Annotated in this window: 30 protein-coding genes, 4 pseudogenes and 1 riboswitch; of the genes and pseudogenes, 8 read left to right on the forward strand and 26 right to left on the reverse strand. The window is 59.0% G+C overall.

The window, feature by feature from the left end:
- Position 1: 1 nt before the first annotated feature.
- From SD70_RS17880 to SD70_RS17955, 17 genes and pseudogenes are all read right to left on the reverse strand, one after another.
- Positions 2–454: a EutP/PduV family microcompartment system protein gene (locus SD70_RS17880; protein ID WP_041048905.1), complete on the reverse strand. Its 453-nt coding sequence runs from the start codon at positions 452–454 to the stop codon at positions 2–4.
- Between the two features lie 5 nt (positions 455–459).
- Complete coding sequence (locus tag SD70_RS17885) at positions 460–801, reverse strand: BMC domain-containing protein (RefSeq protein ID WP_041048906.1); 342 nt, start codon at positions 799–801, stop codon at positions 460–462.
- Between the two features lie 9 nt (positions 802–810).
- Positions 811–1,185, reverse strand: coding sequence for a EutN/CcmL family microcompartment protein (locus tag SD70_RS17890; RefSeq protein WP_082053455.1), 375 nt, complete (start codon positions 1,183–1,185; stop codon positions 811–813).
- A gap of 6 nt (positions 1,186–1,191) precedes the next feature.
- Positions 1,192–2,232, reverse strand: a complete 1,041-nt coding sequence (locus tag SD70_RS39310) for a hypothetical protein (RefSeq protein WP_041048907.1) — start codon at positions 2,230–2,232, stop codon at positions 1,192–1,194.
- A 6-nt stretch (positions 2,233–2,238) separates the two neighbouring features.
- A pseudogene (gene pduL, locus SD70_RS17900) lies at positions 2,239–3,029 on the reverse strand (phosphate propanoyltransferase).
- Positions 3,030–3,037: 8 nt separating this feature from the next.
- Complete coding sequence (eutM, locus tag SD70_RS17905; protein WP_041048908.1) at positions 3,038–3,325, reverse strand: ethanolamine utilization microcompartment protein EutM; 288 nt, start codon at positions 3,323–3,325, stop codon at positions 3,038–3,040.
- A gap of 23 nt (positions 3,326–3,348) precedes the next feature.
- Positions 3,349–4,837: pseudogene (locus tag SD70_RS34985) on the reverse strand (acetaldehyde dehydrogenase (acetylating)).
- Positions 4,834–5,130, reverse strand: coding sequence for a BMC domain-containing protein (locus SD70_RS40425; protein ID WP_449267216.1), 297 nt, complete (start codon positions 5,128–5,130; stop codon positions 4,834–4,836). Before SD70_RS40425 ends, SD70_RS34985 begins: the two are co-directional and overlap by 4 nt.
- A 20-nt stretch (positions 5,131–5,150) precedes the next feature.
- Positions 5,151–5,807, reverse strand: coding sequence for an ethanolamine utilization microcompartment protein EutL (gene eutL, locus SD70_RS17920; protein WP_041048934.1), 657 nt, complete (start codon positions 5,805–5,807; stop codon positions 5,151–5,153).
- Between the two features lie 217 nt (positions 5,808–6,024).
- On the reverse strand, positions 6,025–6,924 hold the full coding sequence (locus SD70_RS17925) for a metallophosphoesterase (RefSeq protein ID WP_331436808.1): 900 nt from the start codon (positions 6,922–6,924) through the stop codon (positions 6,025–6,027).
- Positions 6,924–7,943 (reverse strand): PHP domain-containing protein, encoded by a 1,020-nt coding sequence (locus SD70_RS17930; RefSeq protein ID WP_041048909.1) that lies wholly within the window; start codon positions 7,941–7,943, stop codon positions 6,924–6,926. Before SD70_RS17930 ends, SD70_RS17925 begins: the two co-directional genes overlap by 1 nt.
- Positions 7,940–8,725, reverse strand: a complete 786-nt coding sequence (locus SD70_RS17935) for a DeoR/GlpR family DNA-binding transcription regulator (RefSeq protein ID WP_041048910.1) — start codon at positions 8,723–8,725, stop codon at positions 7,940–7,942. The genes SD70_RS17930 and SD70_RS17935 overlap by 4 nt, the downstream gene beginning before the upstream one ends.
- 487 nt (positions 8,726–9,212) lie before the next feature.
- Positions 9,213–9,488: a hypothetical protein gene (locus SD70_RS33520; RefSeq protein ID WP_052487583.1), complete on the reverse strand. Its 276-nt coding sequence runs from the start codon at positions 9,486–9,488 to the stop codon at positions 9,213–9,215.
- Positions 9,489–9,578: 90 nt separating this feature from the next.
- Positions 9,579–9,665: riboswitch (cyclic di-GMP riboswitch) on the reverse strand.
- Positions 9,666–9,767: 102 nt separating this feature from the next.
- Positions 9,768–11,018, reverse strand: a complete 1,251-nt coding sequence (locus SD70_RS17945) for an MDR family MFS transporter (RefSeq protein ID WP_082053456.1) — start codon at positions 11,016–11,018, stop codon at positions 9,768–9,770.
- Positions 10,993–11,151, reverse strand: coding sequence for a hypothetical protein (locus tag SD70_RS36155; protein WP_156158077.1), 159 nt, complete (start codon positions 11,149–11,151; stop codon positions 10,993–10,995). Before SD70_RS36155 ends, SD70_RS17945 begins: the two co-directional genes overlap by 26 nt.
- Positions 11,152–11,191: 40 nt before the next feature.
- Positions 11,192–11,560, reverse strand: coding sequence for a hypothetical protein (locus SD70_RS17950; RefSeq protein ID WP_052487584.1), 369 nt, complete (start codon positions 11,558–11,560; stop codon positions 11,192–11,194).
- Positions 11,561–11,592: 32 nt separating this feature from the next.
- Complete coding sequence (locus SD70_RS17955; RefSeq protein WP_052487589.1) at positions 11,593–13,086, reverse strand: FTR1 family iron permease; 1,494 nt, start codon at positions 13,084–13,086, stop codon at positions 11,593–11,595.
- A 250-nt stretch (positions 13,087–13,336) separates the two neighbouring features.
- On the opposite strand from SD70_RS17955, the gene SD70_RS17960 reads away from it, so the two are divergent.
- Complete coding sequence (locus SD70_RS17960) at positions 13,337–14,035, forward strand: YczE/YyaS/YitT family protein (RefSeq protein ID WP_052487585.1); 699 nt, start codon at positions 13,337–13,339, stop codon at positions 14,033–14,035.
- A gap of 61 nt (positions 14,036–14,096) precedes the next feature.
- Here the strand turns inward: SD70_RS17960 and SD70_RS17965 are convergent, their stop codons facing one another.
- Both SD70_RS17965 and SD70_RS17970 read right to left on the reverse strand, forming a co-directional pair.
- The gene (locus tag SD70_RS17965) at positions 14,097–14,318 is read right to left on the reverse strand and encodes a DUF1450 domain-containing protein (RefSeq protein WP_041048911.1); all 222 of its coding nucleotides are present in this window, start codon (positions 14,316–14,318) and stop codon (positions 14,097–14,099) included.
- Positions 14,318–14,620 (reverse strand): heme biosynthesis protein HemY, encoded by a 303-nt coding sequence (locus tag SD70_RS17970; RefSeq protein WP_041048912.1) that lies wholly within the window; start codon positions 14,618–14,620, stop codon positions 14,318–14,320. Before SD70_RS17970 ends, SD70_RS17965 begins: the two co-directional genes overlap by 1 nt.
- A 137-nt stretch (positions 14,621–14,757) precedes the next feature.
- Here SD70_RS17970 and fosB point away from each other — a divergent pair, with 137 nt between their 5' ends.
- Positions 14,758–15,183, forward strand: a complete 426-nt coding sequence (gene fosB / locus SD70_RS17975) for a metallothiol transferase FosB (RefSeq protein WP_041048913.1) — start codon at positions 14,758–14,760, stop codon at positions 15,181–15,183.
- Positions 15,184–15,225: 42 nt separating this feature from the next.
- Here the strand turns inward: fosB and SD70_RS17980 are convergent, their stop codons facing one another.
- Positions 15,226–16,173 (reverse strand): aldo/keto reductase family protein, encoded by a 948-nt coding sequence (locus tag SD70_RS17980; RefSeq protein ID WP_041048914.1) that lies wholly within the window; start codon positions 16,171–16,173, stop codon positions 15,226–15,228.
- 163 nt (positions 16,174–16,336) lie between these two features.
- Between SD70_RS17980 and SD70_RS17985 the strand changes: the two genes are divergently transcribed.
- The 5 genes and pseudogenes from SD70_RS17985 to SD70_RS18005 all read left to right on the forward strand — a co-directional run bounded on the left by SD70_RS17985 (position 16,337) and on the right by SD70_RS18005 (position 19,378).
- Positions 16,337–16,702, forward strand: a complete 366-nt coding sequence (locus tag SD70_RS17985) for a winged helix-turn-helix transcriptional regulator (protein ID WP_041048915.1) — start codon at positions 16,337–16,339, stop codon at positions 16,700–16,702.
- Positions 16,703–16,747: 45 nt separating this feature from the next.
- Complete coding sequence (gene map, locus SD70_RS17990) at positions 16,748–17,506, forward strand: type I methionyl aminopeptidase (protein WP_041048916.1); 759 nt, start codon at positions 16,748–16,750, stop codon at positions 17,504–17,506.
- A gap of 16 nt (positions 17,507–17,522) precedes the next feature.
- A pseudogene (ytvI, locus tag SD70_RS17995) lies at positions 17,523–18,598 on the forward strand (sporulation integral membrane protein YtvI).
- 139 nt (positions 18,599–18,737) lie between these two features.
- A complete protein-coding gene (locus SD70_RS18000) occupies positions 18,738–18,917 on the forward strand; it encodes a hypothetical protein (protein ID WP_041048917.1) in 180 nt (59 codons plus the stop codon).
- A 248-nt stretch (positions 18,918–19,165) separates the two neighbouring features.
- A complete protein-coding gene (locus SD70_RS18005; protein ID WP_041048918.1) occupies positions 19,166–19,378 on the forward strand; it encodes a hypothetical protein in 213 nt (70 codons plus the stop codon).
- 225 nt (positions 19,379–19,603) lie between these two features.
- Here SD70_RS18005 and SD70_RS18010 read toward each other — a convergent pair whose 3' ends face one another.
- Together SD70_RS18010 and SD70_RS18015 are read right to left on the reverse strand one after the other, a co-directional pair.
- Positions 19,604–21,061 (reverse strand): flotillin family protein, encoded by a 1,458-nt coding sequence (locus tag SD70_RS18010; protein WP_041048940.1) that lies wholly within the window; start codon positions 21,059–21,061, stop codon positions 19,604–19,606.
- 21 nt (positions 21,062–21,082) lie between these two features.
- Positions 21,083–21,622, reverse strand: coding sequence for a hypothetical protein (locus SD70_RS18015; RefSeq protein WP_041048919.1), 540 nt, complete (start codon positions 21,620–21,622; stop codon positions 21,083–21,085).
- Between the two features lie 184 nt (positions 21,623–21,806).
- On the opposite strand from SD70_RS18015, the gene SD70_RS36160 reads away from it, so the two are divergent.
- Positions 21,807–21,953, forward strand: a complete 147-nt coding sequence (locus tag SD70_RS36160; RefSeq protein ID WP_156158078.1) for a hypothetical protein — start codon at positions 21,807–21,809, stop codon at positions 21,951–21,953.
- 419 nt (positions 21,954–22,372) lie between these two features.
- Here SD70_RS36160 and SD70_RS18020 read toward each other — a convergent pair whose 3' ends face one another.
- The 4 genes and pseudogenes from SD70_RS18020 to SD70_RS18035 all read right to left on the reverse strand — a co-directional run bounded on the left by SD70_RS18020 (position 22,373) and on the right by SD70_RS18035 (position 26,010).
- On the reverse strand, positions 22,373–22,807 hold the full coding sequence (locus SD70_RS18020; RefSeq protein WP_041048920.1) for an Hsp20/alpha crystallin family protein: 435 nt from the start codon (positions 22,805–22,807) through the stop codon (positions 22,373–22,375).
- Positions 22,808–22,970: 163 nt separating this feature from the next.
- Positions 22,971–23,768 carry a LutC/YkgG family protein gene (locus SD70_RS18025; RefSeq protein WP_231571282.1) on the reverse strand — a complete coding sequence of 266 codons (798 nt, stop codon included), beginning with the start codon at positions 23,766–23,768 and terminating at the stop codon, positions 22,971–22,973.
- A pseudogene (locus tag SD70_RS18030) lies at positions 23,758–25,262 on the reverse strand (LutB/LldF family L-lactate oxidation iron-sulfur protein). The gene SD70_RS18025 and the pseudogene SD70_RS18030 overlap by 11 nt, the downstream one beginning before the upstream one ends.
- A gap of 1 nt (position 25,263) precedes the next feature.
- Complete coding sequence (locus SD70_RS18035) at positions 25,264–26,010, reverse strand: (Fe-S)-binding protein (RefSeq protein WP_041048921.1); 747 nt, start codon at positions 26,008–26,010, stop codon at positions 25,264–25,266.
- Positions 26,011–26,225 lie beyond the last annotated feature (215 nt).

The following is a 26,225-nucleotide window of genomic DNA, read 5'->3' on the forward strand; positions in this document are numbered from 1 at the left end:
CCTATCTCTCCCTTTGCCAGGATACGATGCTCCACAGCCGTTCCTTCAGCTCGGCGACGCCCCGGCCTTCGAGCGACGACGTCAAGTAAATGTCGCCTTCCGGCAGCGACTGGCGCAGCAGCTTGACGGCTTTGTCCGCGTCGGCGTTCGGGTGGTCGATTTTGGTGACGGCGCCCAGCGCCGGAACCGGAAAGCCGGACGCGAAGCCCGGCGGAAACGTGCTGCGGCCGCGCGTGGCGTCTTGAACGAGCAAAATGCCGGCGGCCTCGTGGGAAGTGGCCATAAGCGAACGGTAATACATCGGGTTCTCGCTATATTCGCCGGGCGTATCGATCAGCCATTCGCGGTAGGTGAGGCTCTGCGTTTTGGCCGCCGGCCCCGGCTCTCCAAAAAGCGTTCGGACCAGCGTCGACTTGCCCGCTCCGACCGCACCGATAATCATGATCTTCTTCATGGCGGTCAAGACCTCGTCAAAGGAGCTGCGGAAAATTGAAGCTTGTGCCGCAGAAACCCGTTCACGGCTTCGACCGCCATCTCCACGGCGGCGACTTCCCCGACGATGACGAGCGAGCCGGTAAAACGGTCCAAATACCCGATATCGACGCTGGCGGCCTTCGTGGCGATATCGGCGGCGATAATGGCCGTCTCCGTCGGAGTGAGCGTCAGGATGCCGAGCGCGTTCGCCGCTTCAATGCCGAGCTTCGTGTACAGCACCGGATCGGGATTCGCGATAACGTGAGCCAGCGTGACTTGTTTGCCCGGCACGTATTCCTGAATGACCCTTTGCTTGTGCTCCTCCATACGACCTCCTTATTCGGCTTCGGGTGCGGCATCGGTCGCGTTCCCTTCCTCAACCGCTTTTGCAGCTCCGTATGCGGGAACACCGGCAGCCTCTGCCACAGGTCCGGTCTCGCTTTCGTCCTCGACCTCGAAGCTGTCCACGATGCACACAATCATGGCGTCAATCGGCACCGAGCGTCCGCCGAACAGCACCCGCGCCGGACTGCCCCGGCTGACAAGCACCTTCTCGCCTACCCCGGCCCCGATCCGGTCGGCGGCAACGACCTCGTGGCCGGCTTCCCGGCCATTCGTGCCGATGGGCTGAACGATCATGAACTTCAAGTTTTCCATGCCCTCTTCTTTCTGCGTCGCCCATACGCTGCCGATCACCCGGCCAAGCAACATGAGTCTTCACCTGCCGTCTCTGTAGTGGATGGCAACGCCTTTGTCCCTTAGCATATCGCGGGCGAGAGGCGACACGAGCGCCGTTTTGCCGAGCGTAACGCTGGAGACGCTATGCGCCGTTACGTGCCGGTTCACCCAATCGGCGGACAGCAGCTTGCCTTCGAAAGTCAGTCCCGCCTCTGCCTCGCCCTGCGCCGAAACGGCCGCTGCCCCTGCGATTGTGCCTGCGAACATGCCAGGGCCCGCGCCTACGCCGACACCCGCACCTGTATCCGCTCGTGCGTCCGCTCTTGCGCCAGCGCCTGCCCAGATCCCCGTGCCCGCTCCTGCGCTAGCGCCAGTGTCTGCACCTGCACCTGCACCTGCTCCCGCACCTGTACCTGCACCCGCACCTGCTCCCGCACCTGCTCCCGCACCCGTTCCCCCGCCTGCTCCCTCTTCCGCGCCCGGGCGGCCAGCCCGGCACTTGCGCACGACGGCTTCGGCCAAGCTTTGGCAAGGCGCGAACTCCACCCCGAACGACTGCAGCTCTTGCTTGTAGTAGGCAAACAGGCTGCGGTAAGGCCGGGGCAGCTCCAGCGTCTTCAGCGTGCGCCGGTCGGCTCTTTTCAAGCCGGCCTTGTCTTCGCCGACAAGCACGAACTTGTTCAGCACAAGCGCCGCGAACATCATTTCCGATTTGATCGTACCCTTCAGTCCCAAAGCGGCCCGGGCGGCGTTATCGAGGTCGAGCTCGGGGATGACGATGCCGTCGTATTCGAGCGGAAGCTCAAGCGGGGACGGGGCGTTTTCGTCGGCGGCGATCGTTTTGCCGGGCCCGCCGCATTCGATTTGATGTATGCCGAGCCATGACGACGTCTCGCCGTCAAGGAACAGCAAGTCGTAACAAATGCCGCAGTTTTGCAAATGAATAAAATGGTCCGCGTAAGCTTCATGGGCCGTGCTGTCGCAAAAAACGTACAGCACTTTAGGCCGTTTGGCCGTTTCCGCCCGCATCGCCTGCACGAGCTCGCGGACGATCGCTTCGACCGTTTGCTTGATTTCCACTTGCAGCTACCTCCCTGCGCCTGCCGCGAATTCGCCGTTTTTGCCGATCATCCGCACCGTATCCCCTGATCTGAGGCAGGCGGCGTTCGCTTCATCCGTATCGATATGGAAGTCCAGCGAAAACCGCTCGTCGACCCGTACAATCACATCGGCGAAAATGATCTGGCGCTCCCCCCTGCTCCGCACCATAATCCGGTCTCCGTGCGCGACACCAAAACGGGCCGCATCGGCGGGAGACATATGGACATGGTTGTGCGCGGCGATCAGCCTTCGGACAAAACGATGGCGCCCAGCTCCCCGGCGATCGTAATGCCCGGCGTGCCCGCGATGTTCCCGGACAACCTTACGGGAGGATGCACGCCGAGCGTATACCCGTCCGTACGGGAAATTTCCGCTTGCGTCGCGCCGCGCGAAGGACCGAGTATGCGCACATGGGGAATGACTCCTTTCGGGCCGACGAGCGTCACCGTCTCCTTCGCGGCGAACTGCCCTTTCTGCGACAGCTCGCGCAGCGGCGTCAGGCGGTAGCCGGCGCCGAACAACGCGGCGACATGCTCATCCGACAAATGCACGTGCCGGCCCGATACGCCGACGGGAATCGCGGGGCCGGGATCGCCGGTCCGGGCTTGCATAGCCGCCGCTTCCGCTCCCGTACGGCTGAGGGCGATCCCTCTGCTTTTCAAAAAATCGGCGGCGGCCGGCGTCAGCTTATCTTCTTTTGCAACCGGAAACGGGTTCGGGATGCCTTTGCCCTTGACCGACTGGGCGCGCAGCTGCGTTTCCGTAATGAGCGCCATAGAGACGATTACCCTTCAAGCTTCGGCAAAATGTGCTCGATGTCGGAATGAGGGCGCGGAATGACGTGGACGGAAATGAGCTCGCCGATTTTTTCCGCAGCCGCGGCGCCGGCATCGGTCGCGGCTTTGACGGCGCCGACGTCGCCCCGAACCATGACCGTGACGAGCCCTCCGCCGACATGCACCTTGCCGATCAGTTTTACGTTCGCCGCCTTGACCATAGCGTCGGCCGCCTCGATCGAGCCGACAAGTCCTTTCGTCTCCACCATGCCTAATGCGGACATTTCTCCAGCCATCGTTAATTCCTCCCTGGTATAAGTTATTCAGCTGCTTTAGCTTGTATTTCCGACAGCACGCGCCTGACGATGCTCATCACTTCGTCGCGCGTAATCCCCAGCCCGTTATCGCCCTGCAGCGCGTTCGCCGTCTTCGCGTTAGCGGCAGGCGGTTCGTCCGAGGCAACGTCCCGGATGCCGAAAGCGACCCGCTTGATGTTCAGCAGATGCTGCGGCCCGATATTGTCCGACGTGATGTTGTTGCCGAACGAGCCGCATCCGAGCGTCATCGACGGCATAATCCCCGTCGTGGCGCCGATCCCGCCGAACGTCGTACCGGCCCCCACCACGATGCGCGACGCCGGTTTTTCCAGACCGAACGCTTCCACGACCGCCATATCTTCGCAATGAATGCCCAGCGTATGCCCGAGCCCGCCCAGCTCCAGCAGCTCGATGCACTTTCGGCAGCCTTCTTGCCAATCGGCAACCGTGTAAAGCGCGAGCACAGGGCTCAGCTTTTCCACGGAAAAAGGGTGCTCCAGCCCAACCTCCGTTTCTTCCGCAATCAGGACGCGAGCTTCTGCGGGAACGGAAATTCCGGCCATGCCGCAATCGCTTGCGGCGATTTGCCGACGATTTTCGGATTTAAGCTTTTGCCGCTCATGAGCACGGCTGCGACTTGCTGCTTCTGCCGCTGGTCCAGAAAATAGGCCCCTTGCCGCGTCAGCTCCTGCATCAGCTGCGGCTTGATCGCCTGATCCGCGACGATGGCTTGCTCGGAAGCGCAGATGGTGCCGTAGTCGAACGTCTTGCTTTGCAGGATGAGGCTTACCGCTTTGGCGATGTTCGCGCTGCGGTGAATGTATACCGGCACGTTGCCGGGCCCGACGCCGTACGCCGGTTTGCCGGAGCTGTACGCCGCCTTGACCATTCCCGTGCCGCCGGTAGCGAGAATGAGATCGGTCAGCTTGTGCCTCATCAGTTCACCCGTCGCCTCGATGGACGGCTGCGTCAAGCATGAATGAGCCCCGTGGGCGCTCCCGCCTTCTCCGCCGCTTGCCGCATCAGCCTGGCCGCCTCCTGCGAGCAGCGCAGCGCCGCTGGGTGCGGGCTGATCACGATGGCGTTCCGCGCCTTCAGCGCAATCAGGCATTTGAAAAGAACGGTCGAGGTCGGATTCGTCGACGGAATGACCGCGGCCACCACGCCTACCGGCTGCGCGATTTCCCACACTTTCCGCTCCTCGTCTTTGCGGATGACGCCGACGGTCGGCATATCCTTGATCGCTTCGTACACCTGGCGCGCTACGAACAAATTTTTCGCCTTTTTGTCGGCGGCCTTGCCGTAGCCCGTTTCCTCCGCCGCCAGCGCGCCGAGCCGTTCGGCTTCCGCTTCCGCGGCCTGCGCCATGGAGGCGACGATGGCGTCGATTTGCGGCTGGGTCATTTTTTCCAGCTGCTTCTGAGCGGCTTTCGCCTCGTGCAGGCAATCGCGAACTTCCTGTATCGCTTGCAAATCCGGATCGAGCTTCATCCGGCCCGCTCACTCCTTTCTATCAAAAATATCCAAAGCGCTGCGGTCGGGGCGCGGAATGACGCGGCTGGCCAGCAGCCGGCCAACTTTGCGCGCCTCGGCCGCGCCCGCGTCCACCGCCGCTTGCACGGAGCTACGTCGCCGAGCACATATACGGTGACGATGCCCGCATCCGCTTTCTCATACGCCGCCACGCGGACGTCCGCCGCCTTCGCGGCCGCATCCGCCGCTGCAATGAGGGCGGGCATCCCCATCGTCTCCAGCATGCCTAACGCCATGCCGTCCCATTTCATCGCAATTCACCGCTTTTCCGTTATCCTGGTTTCGTCGGCTCCCGGGCGACTCTGCGGACGGCTTCGGCGAACGCCTCGGCCGCCGCCGCGCAGGCCGATTGGCTGCCCGTCAGCAGCCCGCCGGCAAAATTCGTTTCGGTGGGAGGGCCGTAAAACCGGCACAGCCGGACGTCCGCCGCCTTGAGCGCGGCATCCAGGCCGTAAACCGCCTCCAGTGGCGGAGCGATCAAATAAGCGATCGGCTCGCCTTCGGCAATCCCCGCCTGTTTGGACAAATAGGACCCGCTTCTGGAGATGACGTGGGCGTAATACGCATGAGTTCCTTCCTGGTTGAGGGCGTAAAAGCAAGCTCCGTTCTCCATCAGCTCGACCGCCGCATCCAGCCCGCTCTTCACTTCGGCCGGCGTTTCGCCGCCGATGATGCCGATAAACTCCCCCGACAGCGGACCGGACGCATGCGCCGAGCCGGCGTAAAACGAACGGGCATAGACGACTTCGACGGCCGCTTTCTTCGTCGCTTCGTCAATGGCGGTATAGCCGACATCGTCGATGCTCGACGTCAAGAGGCCCAGGCTGCGCATTCCTTTCTTCAGCTTCAGCTGCCGCGCGAGCGCCGCATCGACATTCGGTATCACCTTGACGGCAAGCGCGGCGGCGCGGATCGGTTGCTGTCTCACTCCCTTCACCTCTTTGCCAATTTGGATGTGAAAAAAAGGCGCCCGAAAGAGGGAGCGCTGCCGCGCTCCTTCCTTCAAAGGCGCCTTTGCCTTTAGCTATCCACTTGTGCCTGCCTATACCCGAATTGTAAGCGAAAGGCGCTTTTTTTGCAAGCGCTATCATCCAATTTTTCCTATTCGGACTGTACCGCTTCACGATTTGCGACAGTGCCGTCGCTTAGGCGGCACCATGTTTCGAAGCGTCGCTCTCCGGCCCGCAGCGCAATCGTTCTGGCACCGCGGAGAAACCCTTCCCGCCCATACGTGTTATATCCCGTCGCCCGGCCGTAGCACAGCCGGATGCCGTGCAGCGTCCCCGTGTAATCGTTAATATGATCGTGGCCGACGAACGTACCCATGACGTCGCCCATTTCGACCATCGCCGCGAAAAAACCGGAATTGAGCGGAGGGCAGCATACTTCCTCCCATTTGCTGCCGCTGCAGCCCCCGCCTTCCCATACCTCCTTGTATTCCGGCACAGGAATGTGGAAGAACGCAAGCGCCGGCAGCGGCGTGCCTCCGTTATCGGCGGTGAGCGGCGGGATTCCCGCATATACCAATCGATCTGATCGCGCCGAATCCAGTCGTAGCCCTTCACATGAGAGAGTTCGGACACATTTCCGGAATCCAGCACGTATAAGGCCGCCGCCGTCCGGCCATCGGCATCCGCAACGGGAAGCACGTAATTGCCGCAGCCGGATACGCCATCCGGCCCAGCTTCCGCGATAGCGTGCTTATGCCCCTTTACAACCTCCATCAATTGCCGTCTCGTAATCAGCGCTTCCGTATCGTGGTTGCCGAAGCATACCGCCCACGGAATGCCGCTCTGCTCCACCGTCGATACCGCATCGCGAAACGATTGAAACGGATCGCGGCAATGGCCGGCCGAAATGACGTCGCCCGTAAACACGACCAAGTCCGGCTTCTCCGCCTCCAGCACTTGAACCATCAGCGCTCTCGTACGCTCGTTGGCCTTGTCCGCTTCCAGTTCGGAATGCTTCCCGTCATGCCAATGAACATCGGTAAATTGCACGATGGTAAACGTTCCGTCCGCGCGAAATTGCAATGACTGCTTCATTATTCTGCCCCTTTGTCGCAATTTGGTTCAAGCGGCGCATGGAAGCGCTTGCCTCCCTCGAAATAGACGATTTCCGTATAGCCCGACCGCGCCAGTAAGCCTGCCGCCTCATCGAGAAGCGTGCCGATATCGTCCGGAAAATGGGCGTCCGAGCTCATCGTAACCGGAACGCCGTGCTTGGCCAAAACTTGCAGAAACGCGGGACTCGGACAAGCTTCCTTGACCGGATAACGGTAGGCCAGCCCCGTATTGATTTCCGTCGCGACGCCGGCCTTCTTGAGCGCTGCGGCGACTTCTTCGTACATCGGCAGCAAGACGCTCTCGTCCGGCCGGAAATTAAACACCTTCAAATTGTCCAAATGGGCGATGATATGGAACAATCCGCTGGCCGCCGCGCTTTGCACGGTAGCGAACAGCTGCTTGTATAAGGCCGCCAAATCTTTGCCTTCGAACATATATTGCGCTTCCGGGTTGTCGAAGCCCCAGCCGTCGAGAAAATGAACGGAGCCGATCACATAGTCCAGCTCGTAGTGCGCCAGCAGCCGCCGAAGCTCCGCTTCCCCGCCCGGGAAAAAGTCGGCTTCAACGCCGAGCGATACGGGATAACCGGCCCGCTTCGCATGGCGCACCGCCTGCAGGAACGGCTCTATGGAACCGACGCACACCCTGTCCAGCCAATACCGCTGCATGCGGCCAAGTGGCGTATCATCCATGACGATATGGGACTCGTAATAGGAACGAAATTCCGTAAACCGGTACAAATGATCGACCATGCCGAAGCGCTCGATGCCTCTGGCCTTGCCTTCGGCGAAATAATAGCCAAGCCATTCCTCGCTGAAACAGCCCTTCTCCATTCTGTCCCGCAGCAGCTCCGCAAGCCCGCCGGCCCACGCCAAGGAATGGGGCTCCGCCGCCTCTCCGGCTTGCGGATGCACGTGCTCCAGCGCCCTCGCGGTACGCCCGAGCCAGCTTGCCGAATACGGTCCCTCTTCCAAATGAAAGTGAAAATCAACCTTCACCCGTTTCCCTCCTGCTCTGCAATTAGCAGTTCTATACTTTTCTCCCGGAATTGGCGCACCAGCTCTTCCGGACAGCCGCGATCGGTGACGATCATCGAAACGTCCTGCAAAGAGGAGATGCGGCAAAAGGTCGATACGCCGAATTTGGAATGGTCCGCCAACACAATCGCTTCCTCCGCGCGCTCGATCATTTTCCGGGAAATACTCGCTTCGTGCAGGTCGTAGTCGGTGATGCCGTCCACCAGCGACACGCCTCCGACGGAAATAAACGCTTTGTGCACTTTAAACTGCTGCAGCGTTTGCTCGGCCAGCGCTCCTCCCGCGGATTGCAAAGCGGCGTTGATCTCCCCTCCCGCAAAATGATTGTCGCCTTTGAACGTCTCCAAGGCCAGCAGCATAACCGGCACGGAGTGCGTCACGATCGTTACGTCGGACCTGCCCTGCAGATGGCGAATAACTTCCATCGTCGTCGTCCCGTTATCGATCATGACCGTCTCGTTTTCCTTCACAAGCGAAGCTGCCAGCTTGCCGATCGCTTCCTTCTCCGCTTTGTTGATTTGGGTCCGCTGGCTGAACGGAGGCTCCCATATGTGCGTCCCCGTCTTGACGGCGCCGCCGTACACCTTTTTCAGCATCCCCTCCTTTTCCAGCCGGTCCAAATCGCGCCGAATCGTTTCCGGCGATACGGCGAGCCGCTCGGCAAGGCCGAACACCTGCACCTTCTCGTCCCGCAGCAATTGCTCCAATATCGTTTTCTTCCGCTCCTCAAACGTTAAAGACATTGCTCTCCCATCCCCTGTACCTGCTATGTATCTGTCACAAAAATCTTTCATAGAACGATATGCGCTCCAGACTCGAAACCCATGTACGGCTTTGTTCCCGGGCTTCGCCGCCCCGCCAGCCAAAAACGCTTACATGATGCCTGGCGCGATTCAGTACGGAAGCGTCTCCTTGCCGAACGCTAATTTCCCGTTTCAAGCAGGCCAACTTCCTTTTGTTGATTATTCATGACCGATGATGAACGATCTTATTGTTTATACCCATCTTATGAATTTTCACGCCCGGTGTCAAAGAAAATTTTGAATATTCGTCTGTTTTCTTGTTGTTTTCGGTGACTCTACATTCGCGAATCCAATTTGAAATCGGAGGACAAGCTCTTTATCGCTTCAATGAACTTAAACATTCCGAATCAGTAAAAAAAATCCGACCGTGGCCGCCGCAGCGGCACGATCGGATTATTCCGTTTCACGCTAAATTGATGATCAGTCGTTAGACGAGCCGCGGCGACAAGGTCGGCGCTGCCGAACGAAACAGCTCATAAGCGTTCAGCAGAAACGCCTCAATTTTCGACCAGAGCGAATCCCTGCCTTGCTTGTAACGGATCGAGAGCTTAACCTCGCCTTTCCAATAAAACGTCAGCAAACAATACCGATTGCCGTAAACGAGTTCGATGTCCCAGCAGCGGTCGTGCAGCGGAAACTGCTCGCGGCCGATGACCAGCTTCGCTTCTCCTTCCGACGTCTCGATTCGGACTTCGTGCTCCATTTTGTCTTCCCCCCCTCTTTTACCACGAATGATGTCACAAAAAAAAGAACCTTTCACACCGTCAGGAAAGGTTTGTATCGCTCCTTTCCCTTCGGCAGCTGGCTGGCTTGCGCTCATCGCGCGTAAGCCCCTGTAGCTTTGCGTCCCAAGCTTTCGCTTGGTTTGCCTTTTTCGAGAATAATCGAATGATGTCAAATGGTGTAAATTCTTTTACATTCAGGATAATAGATGGTCATGATTTTGTTTATCGTTCTTTCTCCTTATTTTGCAGAAAAATGACTAGGCCTTAAGTCCCATTTCCATGCTGATTCGACTGCCTTTCCAATAAAGCGACGTTGCCGACAGCGTTACGGCGGCCATGATCATAAACATCGGACCTCCGCCGATCGCCGTGAGCAGCATGCCGCCAAGCCAGGGCCCGACGAACTGGCCGAGCGAGCCGAACGTCTGCGCGCCGTAATACGTCCCTCGCATTCCTTCCGGCGCAATCCGGTCGATCAGCATGTTCGCCGACGGATAATTGAGAATTTCCCCTAACGTGAACACCGCCATCGACACGATCATCGCCGCCGGGCTACCGGATACAGCGAAGCCGATATCGCCGAGCGCGAACATTACGTTGCCCGCGGCGATCGCGATAAGCGGCGAGCGGCGCCGTTCCGCCCAGCGCACGAGCGGCACTTGCAGAAGGATGACGGTTATCGCGTTCACGGTCATCAACACGGCGAACAGCATAGCCCCTGCGGCAAAACGGCCCTCGACATACTGCGACAGCGTCACCGTCATTTGCGAATAGCCGATAGCGCCGATCATGCTGCCGCCGAGGTAACAGCGAAGCGCTCCGTCCCGGCGAATAACGTGCCAGGCCGAACCGATCGTAACGTTCGACTTCGCTTCGCCTTCGATCCGCTTGATGCCGAACGCGAGGAGCAGAACATAAAGCGACACCGCATACACGAAGTAAACGAGTCCCGTAAGCAGAAACGGCAGCGCGCTGCTCTTCAGGCCGAAAAAAGCGCCGAGCAGCGGTCCGACCGCTACGCCGATATTGATGGCCAAATAGCGCATCGAAAAAACGCGAAACCGCTGCTCCTTCGGCGTCAAGTCGGCCATAAGCGCCTGCGATACCGGCTCGTAGAACGAACGGCACAGACCGTTCACGGCGCTGAGCAGCAAAAAGACGAGCGGGAGCTTCGCCAGTGAGAAGCCGACGAACACGCCGGCCCAGCCGAACAGCGCCGCCAGCATAATGACGCGCCGTCCGAACCGGTCGGACAAGGCGCCGCCGAAAAAGCCGCCGAGCGTGCCCGCGAGCGGACCGGCGCCGGCGACGACACCGATGAGCGTCGGGCTCATTTGCGTCGTTTTGGCCAAGTATATCGCCAGAAAGGGAAGGCTCATCGACGATGCCGCTCTGGCGAGGACGGTGCCGAACAGGAGCGACAGCACGATTGGATGAAGGGAAGTAAGAGCGGATAACAGCTGAGCAGGCTTCCGTTTAGCCTCATTCGGTAACGGAGCGGTATTCATATCCGGCCCCCTTCTCTTTGTCGTCTAGTGTCGTCATCGCTCTAGTATACAGCTTCCCCCCGTTTTTGTCTGCCCCCGATTCGGAACTGCTGTCCGGAACGCTCGCCAGCGATGCGTACGCCTTCCCGCACAAAAAAAATGCCGCCTGCTGCCCGGCGGCATCCCTCTCTTTTTTATTTCAGCGCTTCCGCAGCAGCCAAGGCGTCCGCCAGCTTCTTCGCTTCCTGCGACAGGACCGCCTTGTCGAGCGACGACGCCTTCGTGCCTGATTCGAGCTTGCCCAGCGGGTCTTCCACTTGCTTGTACACATCTTTGGACTTATCCTTTACGCCGTCCTCGAACTTCTCCCACGTTTCGTGCAGCTCGTTCGCTTGCGCTTTCGCTTTCGCCGCATCTCCGGCGTCGATGCTCTTTTGCAGCTCGCCGAGCGTCTGTTTCATCGCCGTAACGCCCTCCGCCGGCGTCATTTTGGCGCCGCAGGCCGAAGTGACGAGCAGCAGGACCAGGGCGGCGGAAGCCGCGAGTTTTTGACCGATGTTCATGATGGAAATCCCCCTATGAAATGATTGATCGATTACGGTGTCGAAGCCGTCTCGCTCTTGCGCCACTGCCGGTCTTTGAGGGCCCGGTACGCAACCGCCGCCAAAGCGCAGATCAGCAGCGCCGCTTGCGGCACAAGATTTTGCCAGGTCGGATACAGCGCCAAAGCGGTCAGCGTCGGCACTCCGTCTACATGAGAGGCAGGAAGCCATCCCGCCAGCTGCAGGCCGTGTACGCCCATGCCGGTGAACTTGAAGCATAAATAAAACACAAGCACGCTGGAGACGAGGAAAAACGGCCGGACCGGAATGCGCACGCCGAAAAACAAAATGAGAGCGGCCAATACGGCGAGTACGGCAATTCCGATGGCGATGCCGGCGAGCAGCTCGCCAAGGCCGATCGACGACGCCATGCCGATGAAGAATAGCACCGTCTCCGTACCTTCGCGGAACACGGCAAGGAAGGAGAGCGCGGCGAGCGAGACGAGGCTGCCGGTCGCCAGCGCCTTCGTGCTCTGGCTGCGAATGTAAGTCTGCCATGCGGACAAGCTTGATTTGCTGTGCAGCCAGTAGCTCATGTACAGCAGCATGACCGCGGCGAACAAACCGGTACAGCCCGCAATAAGGAAGTTGTTGCTGCCGAACGCGCCGGATGAGAACAGCAGCTGCACCGCAACCCCCAGCGCCAGGCTGACGAGCAGTCCCGCGCCGACGCCATACCAGATCCACGCTTTCTTGTTGTCGTGGCCCGCCTTCTTAAGGAAGGCGAGCAGCGCGACAACGACGAGCAGCGCTTCCAGGCCTTCCCGCAGCAAAATCGTCGTGGCGTCGAACATCGTATAAGTCGTCTTGCCTGCGAGCGGAGCCAGGTATGCCCGCATCTGGGCGATAATTTTCGCTGCCTCGTCCGTCTTCGGCGGCGTCGACGCAATCAGGCCGTAGGCCGAGACCATATCGCGTTCCGCGTCCCCGTACACCCCAGCCGATTGCGTCAGCACAACGCCTTCGATGTCCAGCCACGATTTTTTGAAGCTTTCCATGTCGGCCTTGGCGCCTTCCGTATCGTGGCTTGCCAGCTTGGCGGACGCATCGTCCAGCAGCGCGACAAGCGAGGCGACCGTCGCGTTGCCGCCTCCCTGCGCCTCGGATTGCTTGAAGTACCCGTAATCGCCGGCTATGGCGTGCTCGTTCCGTTCCAGCAAAAGACGCAGCGCTGCCGTCAGCTTCTCTTGCTGTACAGGCTGCTGCGCGAGCAAGAAGCTGACGTCGCTCATCGACTCTTCGATGAGCCGGTAAGCCGTTTTCGAATGCTTCTTGATCCCGTCCTCGAAATCGAGCCACGCATCGCGGAATTGCCCGATCTTGTTTACCGCTTCGGCGTAATTGCCTTGCTGCGCCGCTTCCAGCGCCTGCCTGACGCTGGCGTTCGCCTGCTTCAGCGCGTCTTCGGCTGTGGCAGCGGATGCTGCAGGAACGAATGAGCAGAGGATAACAATCCCCAGCAAAATCCGGATCCACCATCGAGTCATGTTCATCGACCTGCTTTCTGTAGTCTGCATCCGCCCTGGATGCCCCCTAATTGATAACGATTATCATTGTTAACGACAAGTTGATTTTAATAGCTGCGCACCGTCCTTGTCAATATTGATTTTCATTATCATTTAGCTGCAAAAAATTCCCTGATCTAAAGCTCCAGTCATAAAAGGAGAGCCTGTACGATACATTGTAAAGTGAACGTTAGCCAAGCTCTCTACCGGCAGAAAGGAAGTGAGCGATCGGGTGAAAATCGCTTCGCGCCAGTCGCCCGTCTCCGTCCCCCGGGCCAGAAGCGCGGCAGCCGCCCCCGCCGTTCATGGCTTCGATATGCGTCTGCTGGCAAGCCGGGCTACCGTCTTTATCGTAGGCCTGGCCATTATGGCATACGGCATCGTCCTGATTGTCCAAGCCAGATTCGGTGCCGCTCCGTGGGACGTAATGCATCTCGGCATCGTGCAGCTTAGCGGTTTGTCGTTCGGCCGGGTGCGCCAGATTGTCGGGCTGGCGGTTATCACCGTTGCCTGCCTCATGCTGCGGCAGTGGCCGACTGTCGGGCTGATAGCCAACATGCTGCTTGTCGGCGAATTTTGCAATTGGCTTGTCGCGCTTCATCTCGTGCCGGTCGCGACGGATATTCCGCGGCGCATCGCCTTATTTACGGCAGGGCTCTTCGTTTGGGGCTTTGGCACAGGCGTCTACATTCAGTCGAAGCTCGGGGCCGGCCCGCGCGATCTGCTCATGCTGGCGATTCACCATCGAACCGGCTGGCCGATCCGCTGGGTTCGCACGATTCTGGAAATCGCCGCCGTTACGGCCGGCATTTGCCTCAGCGGTCCGTTTTCCATCGGCACGATCGCCTTCTCGTTCTGTATCGGGCATACGACGGAGCTCGGCATGAAGGTCGCGCAGCGGCTGCTCCGTTCGCTGACCGAGCCGGACTGAACGGGCCGCGAACGCTAACGCAAAGAAAAAACGGAGACCGCACCGCGGCTCTCCGTTGTTGTCATTTGATATATTTCGCAGCCTTTTCGATCGCTTCGTCCTCGGTCGCGCCGGTGACGTACCTGCCGTTAACAAAGATGAACGCATATCGGGAACACGGGCCGCAATACGACTTGCAGCCCACCTTAATATCGGCGTCCGGCGCGAGCTTTTGCAGCTTCGGAACTGCTGACTTGATCCGCATATGCTTGCACTTGTCGCAGACCCGAATATCGTTGGCCATCAGTGATCCCCGAGATTGCCTTTGCTCGGATTCGTAATCATGAATCCTTCTTCCGGCAAATAAAAATAGTCGACGCGAACGCCGTGAAGCATCGGCTCGTCCTTGTCGAGCAGCACATCGATGCCTTTGTCCGTCGATACGACAATATCGTTCTCGGCCTGATCGTCAAGGCCGAGCGCATAATGGACGTGGTCGCCATGGCGCTCGCTCACCTGGATGCGCACTTTCAGCCCGGCGTTCTCTTCCTTGTTCAATTCTTCCAGCAGTACTTTCGCGGCGCTACGGCTAATTTTGACTTTCATTCGGACCTCTCCTGATCATCGCGTTATAGTGCAGCTTGTTCCTATTGTAAAGAAAAGGGGCGTGGAAAGCAACTTTCCCCGCCCGCCTAGCGTCTTTCTATCAGAAAGCAGCTCGTCTGCTAGAAAGGAACGATAGCATGCACATTCAAGGCGTCAATCATCTGCTCTTCTCGGTTTCCGATCTGCAGCGCTCCATCGCCTTTTACCGCGACGCGCTCGGCGCCAGGCTGCTGGCCGAAGGCCGCAAGCTCGCCTATTTCGACCTCGCCGGCATTTGGCTTGCCTTGAACGTCGAAGAGGACATCCCGCGCCGCGACATTCACTTGTCCTACACCCATCTGGCGTTTACCGTCGCCGAGGCGGAGCTGCCTGCATGGGAGCATAGGCTTCGCGAACACGGCGTAACGATATTGGAAAGCCGCGAACGGGACCCGCGCGACCGGAATTCGATTTATTTCACCGATCCGGACGGGCACAAATTCGAGCTTCACACCGGAACGCTGCAGAACCGCCTGCAATATTACCGCAGTGCGATGCCGCATATGAAGTTCTACGAACGGTGAAAAATGGGAAGGACGCCTGGCGGGGCGTCCTTCCCATTTTCGCTAGGCAAGAATGTCTTCGATCCGCTGCAGCGTCTCTGCGGACAGCTTCACGCCGGACGCCTTCGCGTTCTCCTCCACCTGCTCCGGCCGCGACGCGCCGATGATGCAGGAGGAAACGTTCGGCAGCCGCAAAATCCACGCCAGCGCAAGCTGCGACATCGACAGCCCGAGCTCGGCCGCGACCGCCTGCAGCTTCTCGACTTTGCGCAAATTAGTGTCGGTCAGAACGCGGTTAATGAACATGTTCGACTTCGGATCGGCAGCGCGCGAGCCTTCCGGCAGCGGTGCCTCCGGCTTGTACTTGCCGGTCAGGACGCCTTGCGCCAGCGGCGAGAACACGATCTGGCCGACTCCTTCGCGTTCGGATACGGGCACGATCTCCTTCTCGATGGCGCGGTGCAGCATGCTGTAGTTCGGCTGGTTCGAGACGATCCGGTCGAGGTTCAGCTCGCGCGCCGCGGCGGCCGCATCGGCGATCTGCACCGCGCTCCATTCGCTGACGCCGGCATACAGCACTTTGCCCTGCGTAATGAGATCGTCAAGCGCGCGCAGCGTCTCGTCCAGCGGCGTTTCCGGATCGTAGCGGTGGCATTGGTACAGATCGATGTAATCCACCTTCATCCGCTTTAAGCTCGCTTCGCACTGCTCCATAATGTGTTTGCGGGAAAGTCCGCTTTCGTTCGGCTTGTCGCCCATCGGGAAAAACACTTTCGTCGCCAGCACGTACGAATGCCGCGGATATTTCTTCAGCGCTTTGCCGACGATTTCTTCGGCCGCGCCGCGGTGATACACGTTGGCCGTATCGAAAAAGTTGATACCCAGCCCGTACGCTTTGTCGATGACATCTTCCGCCTGCGCGGCTTCGACCGAGCCGCCGTACGTCAGCCAGCTGCCGAGCGAAATTTCGCTTACCTTCACGCCGCTTCTGCCAAGTCTCCGGTATTCCAACGTCTTTGTCCCTCCATCTGAACGAGCGTCGTTTGTTGCTATTTTAATCTTTGTTATTTAAAATAGAAAGTAGTGAAAAATAGTTCATGTTATTACAAAAACAAAATCTACTTACATTTAGGTAAGTAGCTCAAACGTGTGAAGCAGAAGGGAGCCGTCTTTTATGGTCGCATTGAAGAAAGAGCCGCCCGCCTCGCCGGTCCCGAACAGCTATGTGCCGCGCCAGCCGACCGTTATCGAATGCAATATCGAGAAAACGCTCGACGTCATCGGCGGCAAATGGTCGTTCCTCGTGCTTCGCGAGCTGTTTTGCGGCAAGAAGCGGTTTGGCGAGCTGCAGCGGCAAGTGAACGGCATCAATCCGAAGTCGCTTACCGACACGCTCCGCCATCTGGAGGAGAAGGGCGTCATCGAGCGCACCGCTTACCCCACTGTCCCTGTCACCGTCGAGTATTCGCTCACGCCGAAAGGCGAAGATCTGCATCAAATATTGAAGGAAATGAAGCTTTGGGCCGCCAAATGGACATGATTGGGAAGCAGGCCCTCACAGAGAGGAACAGGTGAACCGCCAGCAATGATTACGCTGAAAACGAAAGAAGAAATCGAGAACATGCACAAGGCCGGCCGCATTTTGGCGAGCTGCCATAAAGAAATTGCCGCAATGATCCGTCCGGGGATTACGACCGGGGAGATCGACCGTTTTGTCGAGAAATTTCTCGAGCAGCGCGGCGCCACGCCGGAGCAAAAAGGGTACAAAGGCTACAAATACGCCACGTGCGCTTCGGTCAACGACGTCATCTGCCACGGATTTCCCGGCGACTACGCGCTGAAGGACGGCGACATCGTAACGATCGATATGGTCGTCAATGTGGACGGCTGGCTGGCCGATTCCGCCTGGTCGTACGCCGTAGGCAACGTCTCGGAAACGGCCGACAAGCTGCTGCGCGTCACCAAAGAAGCGCTCTACCGCGGCATTCAGCAAGCCGTCGTCGGCAATCGGATCGGCGACGTGTCGCATGCGATCCAGACGTTTGCCGAGGCGCAGGGCTTCTCCGTCGTGCGCGACTTTATCGGCCACGGCATCGGCAAACAAATGCACGAGGATCCGCAGGTGCCGCATTACGGCCCGGCGGGTCGGGGCCCTCGCCTGAAGGAAGGGATGGTGTTCACGATCGAACCGATGCTGAACGTCGGCGCCTACCATACGATGGTCGATCCCGACGGCTGGACGGCCCGCACCGTCGACGGCAGCTTGTCCGCCCAATATGAACACACCATCGCCATTACTGCGGACGGTCCGCTCATCTTGACGGAGCAAGACCCTATCTCCTAAACGCTGAGGTGTCCGCATGATTCCTTTTTGGCGGAAATATTGGCGTACGGCGTTCGATATCGCGCTGCTGCTGCTTACTGTATATGTGTTCATGCTGCTGTTCAGCTTCCTGTATCGGATCGCCACGCCGATCTTTCTTTCCTTCGTCGTCTATCTTATCATCGAACCGCTGGCGCGCTTCCTGCACCGGCGCGGCATGAAAAAAACGATCGCCACGGCGATCTCAACGCTCGTCTTCTTCCTCGTCATTCTGGGGGCGCTCACCGGCGCCGGCATTTTGATGGTGTCGCAAACGATCAGTCTCACCGCCAAATTCGGCGATTACACGAAGCTGCTGCAAGAACAAATCGCCGTTCACGCTCACGAGCTGCAGGCGCGCTATTCGGCGCTGCCGGACGAAGTGACGGCCAATATCACGAAGTACGCCGGCGAAATGGCGAACTACTTGTCCGCGCTGGCCAAAAGGTTTTTGGCGAGCGTCGTCGGCACGCTCACGAGCGTATCCGCGTTCGTCGTCAATTTCGCGATCGGGATCGTGCTCGCCTTTTTTCTCAGCATCGAAATCGAAAGCTGGAAAAGGCTGGCTGGCGAGAAGACGCCCGGAACGTTCAAGAAAGTGTTTCAGTTCCTGCGCGAGAACGTCATCCGCGGCATCGCTACATATTTGAAGGCGCAGCTGAAGCTCATTTCCATTACGTTCGTTATCGTGTTTGTCGGCCTGCTCGTGCTTGGCATTTCCAACGCCTTCACGCTGGCGGTGCTTTCCGCCGTCTTCGACCTGCTGCCCTTGCTCGGGGTGCCGACGCTGTTCATTCCGTGGATTTTGTACCTGTTCATCGTCGGCGACGTTCATCTCGGCATATCGCTTTCCGTACTGCTCGTCGTCACGATTCTCATTCGCCAGTTCCTCGAACCGAAAATTACCGGCGAATCGCTCGGCGTATCGGCGTTCACGATGCTTTCGTTCATGATCATTTCACTCTCTTTGTTCGGCGTCGCGGCTTGATTTTGTCTCCGATCCTCATTATTACCATCAAGGCGCTGCTCGATCAGGGCTATTTGCAGCGCTGGATTCGTTTGCCGAACGACTGACGGACCGGCCCTTCCAACCGCCGAAAACCCGATAAAATATAGGCCTTCACGCCTCCGGATCCTCTTGATAAACCTTACATGATGTGTTATATTAGAAATGAGGAAACTCAAAGGATGATTGGATGGAGGGTGATATGGCATGAGCGAAAAACTGGAAATTGCCCAAGGCGAAGACCGTATCGTTATCGAACTCACGCTGAAGGAAGCGCTTGCGCTCGCCGGCGATAAGTTCGCCATGAATCACCAGCTCGAAACGCAAGCTGTCAAAAAAGTGAAGCGTTCCATTGAGAACAAGCTGTTAGCCGCTTCCGGCAGATGAATGACGCACACCCCCTTCTTCCGCTCCATGACGAGCGTAGGAAGGGCTTTTTTATTTTGGAATAAGTCCCCCCGCACCTTCGCACACTATCCGCGTAGTGCCGCCCGCGCCTGCCGGCGCGAGCGAGCTTAGCAAGGGAGGGAACGATATGGGCCACAAACAGCAAGGCCACGCGAACCAAAACACGACCACCCGCACGTCCGACAAAAGCGACAACAAAGGGAAATCCAAATAAGGAGCGCTGCGCGATGCTGAACAACCTGGAGAGCGACTACGATTGCGCGAACGCCGGCGCCGATTTGCACGCCTTGAAGGAGGAGCTGCAGGAGCTGCAAGCTTCCCTCGGCGCCGATCCTTCGCAGGATCAGCTGGAGCTGCGGAACCGGATCGAAAACCAAATTGCGTTCATCGAAAACAAGTGTTCCATCCCGCCCAAAGGCTCACGAACCGGCATAAAGTAAGAAAAGCTTCTTTCGAAGCCTTTGCGATGATGAGCGACCTGCAAGTTTTGCGTAGCAAAACTCGCTTCGTTAGCGAGGAAGCTTTTCATGCCGTAAAGAATGTTCTTCTGCTCGCTTTACCGCTTCACAGAACTTAAACATTCTTTAACGGTAAAAAAAGCATCCCGACCTGGTAGCGGCGCCTAAGCCGCGGGTCGGGATGCTTTTTGCCGTGAACGGTTATCGTTATTGCTCCGCCTTCGCCGTCAAGCTCTTCATCAGCTTTTCGACATCGATGCCGGACACGCTCTTCACCATCTCCGGGGCCGTCGCCATGAGCGACGTGACGTAGTTCGAAAGGCGCGCCGCGCCTTCGCCGTGGCCGGTGTCGACGACGGTCAGCTTATCGATCGCCTTGATCGGCTCGGCTACGCGGCCGGCGAGCTCCGGCAACATTTTCACAATGATGTCCAGCACCGCCGCCTCGCCGAACTTCTCGAACGCCTCGGCCAGCTTCTGCTTCGCTTCCGCTTCGGCGAGACCGCGCAGGCGGATAACTTCCGCCTCGGCCGTACCTTTCGCTTTCTCCGCTTCGGCGACGGCAAGGCCCTCGAGCCGCTTCTGCTCGGCTTGCGCTTTCGCTTCCGCTTCGATCTTATAGCGCAGCGCGTCCGCCTCCAGCAGCTTGCGCGCTTTGTCCGCTTCCGCCGCCTGCTCCACCGCATATCGGTCGGCGTCGGCTTTTTTCTTCACTTCGGCATCGTACTGCTTCTCGCGGCGCAAAATTTCCTTCGTTTCCAGGTCGATCTCCCGCTCCTTGCGCACAAGCTCGACGCGCATTTGCTCCTCGACGACGTTTTGCTTCGAGCGCGCTTCCTGGATGGCATAGGCCTGGTCCGCTTCCGCTTTGGCCAAATCTTGCTCCTTTCTGAACGAAGCGATCTTCAGCTCCTTCTCCTTCGCCGCCTCGGCGATGTTCGTGTCGCGCAGCAGCTCCGCCTTCTGCCCCTCCTCCTCGGCGCGCGCCTTCTGCACGCGGGCGTCGCGCGTCGCCTCCGCTTCGGCGATTTCGGCGTCGCGCTTCACCGCAGCGATGCGAGGTTTGCCGAGCGCGTCGAGGTAGCCTTGCTTGTCGCGCACGTCTTTGATCGTGAACGAGACGATTTGCAGCCCCATTTTTTTCAGATCCTTGGCGGCTACGCCCTGCACCTCCTGCGCGAACCTGTCGCGGTTGCGGTACACTTCCTCGACCGTCATCGAGCCGAGAATGGCGCGCAGATGGCCTTCGAGCACTTCCTGCGCTTCGCCTTTCAGCGCTTCGATCGGCTTGCCGAGAAACTGCTCGGCAGCTGTGGCGACATCTTCGACGGAACCGCCGATTTTAATGATGGCGACGGCTTCCGAACTTACGGGTACGCCCTGCTCCGTGTATACTTCAGGCGTCGTTACGTCGAGTTTATGCGACAATAGCGATAAAAACTGAGCTTGCTGGAACACCGGCAAAATGAAGGCGCCGCCGCCCCGGACGATTTTGATGCGGCGTCCGGATTCGTCTTCGGAGACGTTGCGGCTGCCGAGGAAGGAGCCGGTTACGATCATCGCCTCGTCGGCCGAAACTGTTTTGTACCGTGCCCAGAAGGCGAGTCCGAGAATGACGATAACGCCGACAACGATACTGGGAATGAGCAAAGCGGAAGATTCCATGAGATGCACTCTCCTTATGGGCTAAAGTTCGTCTCCGAGCGGAGACACGTACAGCACGCCTTCGCGCACGTCCACCACAACGGCTTTGGCGCCTTCCGGAATCGGCGCGCCGTCGAACGAGGCGGCGATCTGGTTCGTCCGCGCGGCGCCGACCTTGAGCACGATTTCGCCGCAGCCGCCGGCGGCGGGTATCGGGACCGTAATTTCGCCGACGGCGCCGGTCAGCTCGCGGATCGAGAAGCCGGTCGAGTTTTCGCTGCGCTGCATCGGGCGTACATAGAGGAAAGCGAAGGCAACCGAGAGAGCGAGCGCGCCAAACAGCGACAGAAGCGCGACGGGAAAAGCCGGCCAGACGGTGTACCGCGTCAGCAGCAAGCCGCAGGCTCCAAACGCGGTTATGCCCCCGACGAGCGAAACCGGCTGCAGCACCGGCAGCGCATGGGCGCCGGCTGCGCCGTCAAACGCCGCGCCGAACAAGTGGCCGATCAGCTCGCCGAACAGCAGCGTGACGAGCGCGAACAAGACGCCGGTAATGAGGCAAATCCAGTAGAGAGTAACCACTCGAGCGCTTGCACCTCCTCCTTCAGACTTCCGGTTTCAAACAAAGTGTAACGGTTGAATCTTATCTTCTATACGTGAAGCAGGCGGATAATGTTTCAGAACGCGCAAGCAGTGGCGGCGGGTACTTCTAGGCGGCATGTATAAAATTCACTTTGATTCAAATGCTTAAATTGAGGTGATGAAAATGGCAAAATTCGATCCGTACACAAACGAAGAGATCGTGTCCCCGGAAGACGACGCCATTCAGGAGACGGAAACGCCGGAGGACGAAGAAGAGGACCACTGGTTTTTCAAACATTTTCAATATGGGCCGATCAATTGGTGGATTTAGGGGTGAAGGAACGAAAACGGCCGGATTGTCTCGCACTGAATCCGGCCCCTGGCCGCAAACGGTCGCTTCTAACGGATGAAATACAGCCCGTGTTCGATAAACTGAGACTTTTTGGACGCTGATTTTGAGCCGGAATAAAAAAATTAGCCGGAAGCGACTCGAAGGTCGCTCCGTGAGCGAATTTTCGTCGCTATTCATGGAACAATCGGTCCTTGTGCATCCATTCCGTCAATTCGGTGCCTAATAACGCCCCGCAAGACGCTGTACAGCGAACCTGTTCCTAAACTGGATAGCCCTGCTTACCGGAACAAATCCCGTCTACTTGTCTAAAAAGCCTTTTCGCTTCCGCGCTTTCCCATATTTCATAGAAAAAAAAACTTTCCGCCGACTGTGCCGGGGGAAAGTTTTTGCATGCAGCGTTATTTTTTGCGGCTGAAATCGATCCGGTGCCACTCGTCGCCCGCGTCGTCTTTGCGCTTGTCGAGCACGATCGTCACCAGCCCGTCGTCGTACCGGACCGCGGACGGCTTCCGTTCGACCGGAGCGGGCAGCGGGACGATTTTCGTAAACTGCTCATCGCGCCGTTCGCTGTAGGTTCGTCCGTAATCGCTCCGCGCCGACTGGTCGATATGCAGCTGGCCCCGCAGCACCAGATTGTGATCGATGACGCGCACCGCCCACTGGTGCCTGCTTGCCGCATTCATGAGGCCAGGGGCTTCGATGACGACCTTGACTTTATCCCCCGTGTCGTATACGTCCACACGCGGGCCGCTGTTCCACAGCGCATGCACCTGCTGGAAAAATTGATCGCCGGACTGCAGCCATTGCTTCATCCGCTCCAATCCTTCGAACATGGCAAGTTTCACCTCATTGTCGGGTATGTGATCTGATATACACATACGCCGGCAAAGGCCTATTGGTGTGGGCGGGAGCGGAGACTAAGCGGCTGCGCAAAACAAAGCACGGGCCCGGAACGGAAAGCTCTGCCCCTCTGCCACTTGAGGCGTCAGGCGGTGCTCATTCGATGATCACGGCATACACTTTGCCCGGGCCGTGCACGCCGATCGTCAGGTCGTTCTCGATATCGGCGCTGCGGCTCGGTCCGGTGACGAAATTGATGGACGAAGGCAGCGAAGGCGCGTCCGGGAACCGCCTGCGAATGAGCTCGAACGCTTCGCCGAGCCGGGTGACGAGTTGGTCGGCGCGGAACACGGCGAACAGAATGTCCGTCACCAGCGAGACGGAACGGCCTTGGCCGCCGCGAGCGAGCAGAGCGAGCGTACCTGTGTTGGCGATGGCACAGTCCGGCCAGACGAGGCCGAGCTGCGCCCGCTCCGTCATCCGCAAAAGCGGCGAGCGGTTCGCCCACATGGGACCGCCGGGCGAAGCTGCGGCATCGCGGGCCGCTCCCTCCGGATCGTCCTCGCGTTCGCGCCACGGCACCGTTTCGATGCCTGCGGCAGCGAGCGTTTCGTCCAGCCCGAGCGCCTCGAGGCCGTCGTGATCCCAGCGAGCGATGCGGGTGACGCCGTGTTCCGCGGCGATTTGCCGCAGCCAGGCGCCGATCGCTTGCGGCGCTTCGGCCTCCTTGACGACGAGCGCCTGACCCTTCAATGCGGACCAGCTTTCGAGGAACAATTGCACGTTGTCGCTCATGCCAAGCTTGACTACGGCGTAATGCTCCGGCACGCCGCGCACGTCGCGCTGCGGCGCCGAGGCAAGCGGCTCGCCGCGGCCAAGCCGGTTCGCGATGCGGCGCATGAACGCCTCGCGGCCGTTAATGCTGCCTTGCAGCATTGTATGCTTATCCATCATGCTTGATCCGCCCCTTTTCGACTTGCTGCCCCGCAGCTTTCGCCGCCTTCGTCTGCGGCGCCGCCTGCAGCTCCCGCTGCAGCGCCTCCCAACGGTCGCGGAACGACTGCTTCGGCTTCATCGGGAACAGGCGCGACTGCGTCCAGCCGGCTCCCGGCCCCGGCAGCCGTCTTATCGCACCGCCGCGCGCGAATGGCTTCAGGCCGAAATAGGCCGATTTTGCCGCCATTCGGTACAGCTTCACGCTGCCGAACGTCGTGGCGTACACTTTGAATGCCAGCTTTTCCAGTGGCGGCGCGTAGCCCATTTTCACTTTGCGGTGGCGCAGGTGCACGAGCATGTCGTGCAGCGGGATTTTGACCGGGCATGCTTCGTAGCACGCTCCGCACAAGCTTGATGCATAGGCGAGCTGCCCGGCTTCCTTCATGTCCTGCTTCAGCAGCGGCGTCAAGACGGCGCCGATCGGCCCGCTGTACACGCTGCCGTACGTATGGCCGCCGACTTGCTTATAAACCGGGCACACGTTCAGGCACGCCGCGCAGCGAATGCAGTTCAGCACTTCCTGGAACATCGGGTCGCCGAGCTGCGCCGACCGCCCGTTGTCGAGCACGATGACGTGCAGCTCCTCGGGTCCGTCCAAATCTTCCGGCCGCCGCGGGCCCGTAATCAAGGACGTATATACCGTCAGCTTCTGTCCTGTAGCGCTGCGTGCCAGCATATTCAGCACGACCTCGAGGTCCTCCAGCGTCGGTACAAGCCGCTCCATGCCCATAATGACGACATGCGTTTTCGGCAGCGTCGACACCATCCGGCCGTTGCTTCATTCGAGACGAGCGTAATCGAACCGGTCTCCGCCACGCCGAAGTTGCAGCCCGTAAGGCCGATGTCCGCCTCCAGAAAATATTGCCGCAGCTTGCGCTTGGCGTACGCCGCCAGCACCTGCGTCTGCGGCTCCATCGGCTCGCCGCCGTCGGCGGTAAACAGGTCGGCGATCTGCTGCTTGTTTTTGTGAATTGCCGGAATAATGAGGTGCGACGGCGTCTCCCTGGCCAGCTGCAAAATGTACTCGCCAAGGTCGGTTTCTATCGCCTCGATGCCGAGCTCCTCCAGCCGGTGATTGAGATGCATCTCTTCGGACACCATCGATTTGCCTTTGGCGACGAGCTTCGCCTTTTTCGCTTCGGCGATAGCGATGAACTGCCGCACCGCTTCTTCCGCGGAGGCGCAAAAATGGACATGCCCTCCCGCCCGGGCGACGTTGTCGGAAAACTGCGTCAAATAGTAGTCGAGGTGCGCGATCGTATGCGAGCGAATGGCTTTGGCCCGCTCGCGCCAAGTTTCCCAATGGCCGATATCGGCGATAGCGCTTAGCCTGCTGTTTTTCAGCTTCTCTGTCGTGAACTTGACGGCCTTGCGCAAAAACTCGTCGGCCAGGGCCCGCTCCGTCCGTTTCTTCAGCCCGCTGCCGATCGGCTCCAGCTCGGGATCGGCCATGCTATACGCGGTTTCGCTCACGCCTGTTCACTCCTTCCTCCAGCAGCTGAACGAGGTGCATGACGCGGATCGGCCGGCCTTCCTTGTTCAGCCTGCCTTCGATATTCATCAGGCAGCCCATGTCCATCCCGACCAAAACGTCCGCCCCGGTTGAAACCACATTGTTTGCTTTGTCGCATATCATCGCTTCCGACATGTCGGCCATTTTCACCGCGAAAGTACCCCCGAAGCCGCAGCAATCTTCCTTATGCGGCAGCTCCACAAGCTCCAGGCCGCGCACTCCTTTCAGCAGCGCCGCCGGCTCGTCCTTGATGCCGAGCAGCCGCGAGCCGTGGCATGAAGGATGGTACGTAGCCTTCGCAGGGAATTCCGCATCGAGATCGGTTACGCCGAGCACGTTCACCATAAACTGCGAAAACTCGTACGTCTTGGCGATGAACGCTTCCGCCTTCGCCGCCCATTCCGGCTCGTTCCGGAACAAATGCGGATAATAATGGTGAATCATGCCGTTGCACGAGCCAGACGGCGAGACGACGTAGTCGCTGTGCTCGAAAGCGCGGATTAGCCGCCGCGCCACCTCGCGCGCCTCGTCCTGATAGCCGCTGTTGAACGCCGGCTGCCCGCAGCACGTCTGGCCCTCCGGAAAATCGACCTCGCAGCCGTACCGGTGCAGCAGCCGCACCATGCTCTCCCCGACCTCGGGGTAAAACATGTCGGCCAAACACGTAATGAATAGCGATACTGTCAAAGGGGTTCGCCTCCTAAAATGATCCTGTTATCAGGTTATCAGATAAGTTGAATGTTGGGAAGCCCCTTTTCCGCGAACACGGCCGCTCCGCGAATGCGAATGCGAGAGGAAGCGGCATGCGCCGTCTTAGGGCGGGCGCGTTTATCGCAGCGGAACCGGGCGATTCTATGAGCGGCTAATGCTTATGACGCAGCAAGAGGAACCGGCTTACGCCG

This window comes from Gordoniibacillus kamchatkensis (genome assembly GCF_000829455.1).
Taxonomy (GTDB): domain Bacteria; phylum Bacillota; class Bacilli; order Paenibacillales; family NBRC-103111; genus Gordoniibacillus; species Gordoniibacillus kamchatkensis.